This window comes from Zhongshania sp., assembly GCF_041623545.1.
Lineage (GTDB): Bacteria > Pseudomonadota > Gammaproteobacteria > Pseudomonadales > Spongiibacteraceae > Spongiibacter.
Window position 1 is genome coordinate 1 of record NZ_JBFJWS010000232.1, and the last position, 5,088, is coordinate 5,088.

Consider the following 5,088-nt stretch of genomic DNA (forward strand, 5'->3'; position numbering starts at 1 on the left):
ACAACAGGCGTCAGCACAACAACGGGAATCACCCGCTGCGTACGCTGCTGATACTGATCATAATTAGGCCAAACGCCAGTTACGACCTGCCACAAGCGCTCCCGCTCAGCGCCTTCCGCAGTACTTGCAACGACCTTGATAATTTCGTCCTTTACCTGAATTTCGACCTCGGGCTGGGCTACCAAATTAAGATACCAAGCGGGGTGCTGTGGAGCACCGCCTTTGGAGGCAACAACAAGATAGTTATCGCCGTCGCGTGCGTAAATCATTGCCTGAGTGCGCGCTTCACCGGTTTTTCGCCCCGTCGTGGTCAATAGCAGTGCCGGTACGCCATTCCAGATATGGCCAACCGCCCCGCCAGTCTCGCGATATTTAGCAACGTGCTCTGCACCAAGCAAGCTGAGATCAGCCTTCACATAGTTCGATGTATCGGGGCTTTTACTCATGATGTCCGATTCCTTTTTTATTATTACTCTGTGCCGTCACGGATTTTTGGATACTGCGGCACTGTAGCCACGGACCCAATCACTGTGACGGTATTTATTCACTTTACTGGAGATGACTATACCCCCAAGAATTTACCAAAGCAACGGAAAGTTGCCTTTAAAAAGACAGCAACATTTTACCGCCCAACCACTAAAAGGCAACAATATGTTGCGATTAATAATTCCCTAATCTATGATCTAAATACGTTCTGCTCACGATATTTTCGCTGGCGGCACCAAGAGCGCCACACCCACAGTGCGCCATAAAGCGCATAGAGGAACCGGACAAATGAATTCATCGAAGCAAGTCGACACCACCGCCTTTCGCAATGCCCTCGGCGCGTTTACCACTGGGGTAACCGTCGTCAGTACCCGCAGCGTTGACGGCCGCGATGTCGGCCTTACGGCCAATAGCTTCAATTCAGTTTCACTGGAGCCACCCATGGTGCTCTGGAGCTTGGGAAAGTCCGCACTCAGCTTGCGAGACTTCCAAGCGGCGGATTATTTCGCAGTGCATGTACTCGCCGAAGATCAGATCGACATTTCCAACGTCTTCGCCAAACGCGGCGTGGACAAATTTGCCAACAAAGACCTCGAACGCGGCCCCAACGCGATACCACTATTGACCGACTGCGCGGCCCGTTTTATTTGTAAAACCAGTTACCAATACGAAGGCGGCGATCATATTATTTTTGTCGGTGAGGTTATTGAGTTTTGCCAATTCGAACGAAATCCACTGCTTTTCCACGCTGGCCAATACGGTCAACTGCAAAGGAATTCTGCGAAATCACGCACTGCCGGTAGCACCCAATTTGACGATGCTTCGCTTGGCTATCTACTCCGTTACTGCAGCCATAAGCTACTTAGCAAACTAAAAGCACAATTAATTGAGCGCAAGCTAAGCGTCAATCAATATTATTTTCTAGCGCTGGTCGCGAAATCCGGACGCACTGACTTAAACACCCTTATCGATGTCGCCGCGCAGGGTGATAACTCGCCTAACAATGACGAAATAGAGGACCTGATAGCGCGAGGATACTTGCAGAAAAACGCCTATAATATTGAAGCCTCCAAAACCGGCGCAAGGCTACACTTGGAGCTTTTTTCTTTTTACACCGCAGAAGAATCTACCGCCTTGAATCTTCTTGACTACGACACGCAGCAAACTCTGCGTATTGCCTTGGGCAACGTCGCCGAGTCTTTCGCGGATTGAAGAATAACACTATTCTCTGCGGGGTTACGGCACCACACCGTCTTTTTGCAGCTGCTCAATTTCCGCCCACTCAAGGCCGAGCTCCATCAACACCAGTTCGGTGTGCTCACCCAATTCCGGCGCGCGTCGCAAAGCAGGCCCCTGCTCATTATATTGCACCGGCACCGCCGGTAATCGGTAGACAGGAGAACCATCCCCAGGGTCTACTTCGCCGATATAGCCATTAGCCACTACCTGGGGATCATCAAGCAGCTCGTCAACGGATTGCACTGGCGCCCACGGTGCATCTAGCTGCCCCAGTAGCTGCTTACACTGCGCAAATGTTCGGCGGCCAAACTCGGCATCTAACTCGGCGACACAGGCGGCACTATTTGCCGCCCGTGCCTTGATATCCCGAAAACGCGCATCGAGAATAAGATCGTCCCGGCCCAACACGCGACAAAAATCTGGCCAATAGCGATCACCCTGTAAAAACATTAGCTGGATAAAGCGATCATCCGCTGTTTTATAGGTAGCGGTCAGCGGATTTGGTGACTGCGCACGATCACCGGGACGAGGAATCTCTTGCCCCTGTAATACGGTCAACATATCCGACGACAAGGTCCACATAGCCGACGCGAGTAAGGACACGTCGACCACACTGCCTTTTCCAGTGCGGCTTTTCTTTAGCAGCGCACCTGAAATGCCAAACGCCAGGGCCATACCCGCATTGCGATCGCCCATGGCACCGCGCTGGGAAATGGGATAATCACGCTCGGGCGGGGTCAAGGCATCGGCCACACCACCGCGGGCAAAAAATGCTGAAGCATCATAGCCAGCAAGATTAGCATCTGGCCCCCGCACCCCATAGCCATGCCCCCGCGCATAAACTAATCCGGGAAAACGCTCGCGGAGTTCATCGGCGCCAAGCCCTAAGCGCGCCAGCGCGTCGGGCCTAACATTAGTCAAAAACACATCGGCGGTTTCCAGCAGGCGATACAGCACCTCCCGACCAGCGTCTTTTTTAAGATCCAATGCCAGCGAACGCTTACCTCGATTGGCTAGCGCAACACCCAGATTGATACCCCCACTATCCGCACCGATCCCCTGACTAGAGAGTGCGCGATACGGGTCGCCATCCGGGTGTTCGATGCGAATAACATCTGCCCCCCAATCGGCAAGCAAGGCGCCAGCCACGGGCACAAACACCCACTGGGCAAGCTCGATCACCCGCACCCCGTCGAACATATCGTTCTCGCTCATATTCTCTTCACTCACTATTCGTTCACATCCACTACACAAAAAGGCCGACACAATGGTCGGCCTACAATACGGTTATTTTTTAGCGTGAATCAAACTAAACCATAGAGCCGCTCTGCCCGTTTGCATACAATTTCATTGATATCCGCTTCTGGTATGCCGTCAAAATCGCGATTGATAACGTCTTGAGAGTGGGGGAATGTGGTTTCTGAATGAGGGTAATCAGAGGACCACATAATATTCCGACCACCGGGCAGATTACGATTCAAAACACCAACGCGATCGTGAATAAATGAGCCATAAATATTGCGGTCCATGAAAAAGCTAGGCTTGTCAGTTAGCACGCTATCGGTCCAGAAACGCTGCTTCTCCCACGTGCGATCCATATATTCCGCCATCCACGACATCCAGCCCACACCGCTCTCCACAATAGCCAAACGCAGCGTGGGAAAGCGCTGAAAAACACCGCTGTAAATCATAATGGCCACCGGCTCAGCCATTGCGGTCTTGCTCATCACCAAATCGGGCAAGAAATGCTCTTTGTCACCAAATCGCGGAATACGTCCCCCCAAATGCATGGTTAAGGTAAGGTCTAATTCCGTTACCGTTGCCCAGAGCCGGTCGAATTCGGGGTCGCGGTAGGAACGCGAGCCACTTGGATCGCCAGTCAGGGCTGCACCCTGTCCAGCCTTTATGGCCTTTACTGTCGCGCTAGTACTTATACCGTCTTTCGCCTGCGGAAAAGCCGGAATATTCACCGTGCGAAAACCCAAAGCTGCCAAATTTTTCAGCATAGCAATGGTTTCATCAACGTCCCGCATAGGCACATAAGCCACTGGCACCAAACGCTTTCTATCCTTGCCGGAATAATCCCACACCCAGCGGTTATAGGCATCAAAGCTGGCAATATAGAGTTCGGTGTTCGCCGTACCGAGGGGGCCACCACCAAACATAACGGCGGCATCCATGCCATCGGTATCCATATCTTCTAGACGAACTTCTGGAAGCCAAATGGCGCGCATTTCTGAGCGCTTACCAAACATCTTAAAATCTTTTCCCGCACGGCCAGCCTGATTACTGATCATGCGGACTGGACGCCGGTTGCCCTCGAAAACAATCCAGTCGTGCTCGTCCCCTTCTTCCACATAGGGCGCTAAATCCCGCAACCCTGACGGCAGGTATTCTCGCCACATTTCATAGGGCGGTTCGACATGAGCATCCGCGTCGACGACACGACGCTTAATCGCTTTCTCGGCAATGGGGTCATCTGATTTAGCTACAGCGGCTGCATTCGACATAATCATTCTCACTATTATTATTGCGGATATAAGCCCAGCAAGTCGCGCTTGCGGACAAAAACCATACTTGATGCGGGAGCCGCTATCATAGTAACGGTGACCGCAAAAACATTTTAACCACCCCTGCCAATTAAATGCAACTTTTAGTTGCCTTAAGTAAAGTTCAACAATGTCGCCGGCGGCTCAAACATTCAGACCACCATTGATACTTATAATTTGCCCCGTCATTTTTTTTGCGCCGGCGCCGCACAGGAACACCACCAGCGGTGCGATGTCTTTCGGTGTCGGCAAACCCAAGCCAGCGCGCCGCGCTGCAGCCTCAAATCGATCTGGCGCCGCAGCCTTAAGCTTTTCGGCCACCCGTGTATCCGCGACAAAGCTAGGCGAAATGGCATGCACGCGAACCCCGTCGCGGGCGACTTCGGTCGCTAGATTTTTAACAAAACCAATCGCCCCGGCACGCGCCGCGCCGATTATGGCTTGCCGAGGTGCGGGGAATACACCGGCATCAGAAACAAAGGTTAACAAACAGCCGTCACTGCTTTTCAGCCATGGTAAAACTGCCTGCGCCAAGCGCTCCAGATACACCAGTGACAGCGCCACAAAGGGTAAATACATCTCGGGATCCGTTTTTTCAAAGGGGCCGGTAATCCCGCCCTCACTGGGCCCGATGACCAAGCAATCGGCAACGGCATCTATACGCCCAAACACCCGGCCCGCAGCCACAACAAAATCCTCGACCGAGCCCTTTTTGTTAATATCCGCCACCACGCCAGCAACCGGTGCCTCAAGGTCGCTGCCGCGCAGGGCACTTAACAGCGTGTTTACCGACGACTCAGTCCGCCCTTGAATC

At 52.7% G+C, this 5,088-nt stretch carries 5 protein-coding genes; 1 reads left to right on the plus strand and 4 read right to left on the minus strand.

What is annotated here, in order from left to right; genetic code table 11:
• The coding region (locus tag ABYT30_RS15245) for a nitroreductase family deazaflavin-dependent oxidoreductase (protein ID WP_373097362.1) at positions 1–446 on the minus strand (446 nt) is incomplete at its 3' end.
• Between the two features lie 328 nt (positions 447–774).
• Between ABYT30_RS15245 and ABYT30_RS15250 the strand changes: the two genes are divergently transcribed.
• Entirely contained in the window at positions 775–1,698 is a 924-nt protein-coding gene (locus tag ABYT30_RS15250) for a flavin reductase family protein (RefSeq protein ID WP_373097363.1), read from the plus strand.
• Positions 1,699–1,722: 24 nt separating this feature from the next.
• On the opposite strand, the gene ABYT30_RS15255 is transcribed toward ABYT30_RS15250, so the two are convergent.
• From ABYT30_RS15255 to ABYT30_RS15265, 3 genes are all read right to left on the minus strand, one after another.
• Positions 1,723–2,940, minus strand: coding sequence for a CaiB/BaiF CoA transferase family protein (locus ABYT30_RS15255; RefSeq protein WP_373083140.1), 1,218 nt, complete (start codon positions 2,938–2,940; stop codon positions 1,723–1,725).
• 89 nt (positions 2,941–3,029) lie between these two features.
• Positions 3,030–4,235 carry an amidohydrolase family protein gene (locus ABYT30_RS15260; protein ID WP_373083141.1) on the minus strand — a complete coding sequence of 402 codons (1,206 nt, stop codon included), beginning with the start codon at positions 4,233–4,235 and terminating at the stop codon, positions 3,030–3,032.
• A gap of 183 nt (positions 4,236–4,418) precedes the next feature.
• Positions 4,419–5,088 (minus strand): SDR family NAD(P)-dependent oxidoreductase (locus ABYT30_RS15265; RefSeq protein WP_373097364.1); only part of this gene is annotated, 670 nt, incomplete at its 5' end.